The 2,120-nt window shown below is 73.0% G+C and carries 2 protein-coding genes; one reads left to right on the plus strand and one right to left on the minus strand.

From position 1 onward, the window contains the following. Positions 1–35: 35 nt before the first annotated feature. Positions 36–1,328: an Nramp family divalent metal transporter gene (locus ACK586_RS23590; RefSeq protein ID WP_409332964.1), complete on the minus strand. Its 1,293-nt coding sequence runs from the start codon at positions 1,326–1,328 to the stop codon at positions 36–38. Positions 1,329–1,499: 171 nt separating this feature from the next. Here ACK586_RS23590 and ACK586_RS23595 point away from each other — a divergent pair, with 171 nt between their 5' ends. After that, on the plus strand, positions 1,500–2,012 hold the full coding sequence (locus ACK586_RS23595) for a VOC family protein (RefSeq protein ID WP_409332965.1): 513 nt from the start codon (positions 1,500–1,502) through the stop codon (positions 2,010–2,012). The last annotated feature ends 108 nt before the right edge of the window (positions 2,013–2,120 follow it).

Raw genomic sequence — 2,120 nt, forward strand, 5'->3', positions numbered from 1 at the left:
CGAAGTGGCCACTTCGGCGGACGGCGGGGCGGCGATCAGGCGAGGAAGCCGACGATCAGGTAGATGTTCAGGCCGCTGATCAGGGCGGCGACGACGCTCCCGGCGACGGTGGTGATCCGCCGGTTCACCCAGCCGCCCATGAGGCCCTTGTCGGCGGTCAGCCACAGCAGCGGCACGAGCGCGAACGGGATCCCGAAGCTCAGCACCACCTGCGACCACACCAGCGCGGTGGTGGGGTCACCACCCAGCACCAGGATGGCCAGCGCCGGCGCCAGGGTGATCAGCCGGCGGACCAGCACCGGGATGTGCCGCTTCAGGAAGCCCGCCATCACGACCTGACCGGCGTGCGTGCCGACCGAGGAGGAGGCGAAACCGGAGGCCAGCAGCGCCACGGCGAAGGCGAGCGCGGCGCCGGCGCCGAGCTGGTCGCCGAGGCCGGCGTGCACGCTCTCCAGCGACTCGATGCCGTCGTCGGCGGTGAACAGCTGCGCGGCGATGACCAGCATGGCGGCGTTGACCAGGCCGGCCAGGCCCATGGCGACGAGGACGTCGATGCGCTGGGCCTTGAGCAGCCGGCGCCGGCCGGCCTCGGTGCGGCCCGCGGTGACGGTGTCGCCGTAGCGGCCCGGCGTCAGGGCGGAGTGCACGTAGATGACGTGCGGCATGACCGTGGCGCCGAGGTTGCCGGTGGCCAGCAGCACGCTCTCCGAGCCCTCGAACGAGGGGACCATGCCGCCGGCCACCCCGCCCATGTCCACCCCGGAGCCGACCAGCGTGTAGACGAAGCCACCGCCGATCACCAGCAGCAGGCCGGCGATCACCCGCTCGAACGGCCGGTACCCGCGGGACTGCGCGCCCAGCAGCAGGAAGGCGACCACCGCGGTGATCACCCCGCCGATCGGCAGCGGGACCCCGAAGAGCAGGTACAGCGCGACCGCGCCGCCGACGATCTCGGCGAGGTCGGTGGCGATGGCGACCGCCTCCGCCTGCAGCCACAGCCCCCGGCTCACCCGCTTCGGCAGCCGCTCGCGGCACAGCGTCGCCAGGTCGCGGCCGGTGGCCAGCCCCAGCTTGGCCGTCAGCGACTGGATCAGCATCGCCATGAGGTTGGCCCCGACGATCACCCACAGCAGGGTGTACCCGAAGCTCGCGCCGCCGGAGAAGTTCGTCGCGAAGTTGCCCGGGTCGACGTAGGCCACCGCGGCCACGAAGGCCGGTCCCAGCAGCGGCCAGAGGCGCCGCCGTCCGGTCGGCGGTGGTGCGGTCGGGCGGGGGGCGGCGACCAGGGTGGTCGGCAGGGCGGCGGCCTCGGTCTTGGAGAGGTACACGGCGGCCTCACAGGGGCGGGGGTGGGCTGGCGCTCCTGTCCTGCCCGACGGGGGTGTCACCCCCGGGCCATGTCGTGGCCCCCGGGGGCCGAGGTGAGCCTCACCTTGGTGGTTGAACTTTCATCTAAAGGGGCGGACACTGGGGTCAGCCCACCGACAGGAGCCACTGCCATGCCCGTCCAGCGCCTCAACCACGCCGTCCTCTACGTGCGCGACGTCGACCGCAGCGTCGCCTTCTACCGCGAGGTCCTCGGCTTCCGGGCGGTCATGGAGATCCCCGGGCGGGCCGCCTTCCTGCAGGCCGAGGGATCGACCAACGACCACGACCTCGGGCTGTTCGCCATCGGTGACCGGGCCGGCGCCTCCGAGGCCGGCCGGCGCACCGTCGGGCTCTACCACCTGGCCTGGGAGGTCGACACCCTCGCCGAGCTGGAGCGGGTCCGGGACGCGCTGCAGCGGGCCGGTGCCCTGGTCGGCGCCTCGGACCACGGCACGACCAAGGCGCTCTACGCCCAGGACCCCGACGGGCTGGAGTTCGAGGTGTCCTGGCTCGTCCCCGCCGACCGGATCACGCCGGAGGCGGAGCAGGCGCGCACGCGCATCGAACGGCTCGACCTCGCCGGCGAGATCGCTCGCTACGGCGCCCAGACCCGCGGTGGCGTCGGCGTCTCCGTCCCCGTCTGACCGCGGTCGCGGAGGAGATCCGTGGGCGTCACGCCCATGTCGTGTCCCCGGACATGTGTCGTGGTGTGGGCTCATGACATGTGTCGCGGTTGGGTTCAGGCGGCGTCC

Origin of the sequence: Trujillonella humicola (assembly GCF_046233715.1) — a bacterium.
GTDB lineage: Bacteria > Actinomycetota > Actinomycetes > Mycobacteriales > Geodermatophilaceae > Trujillonella > Trujillonella humicola.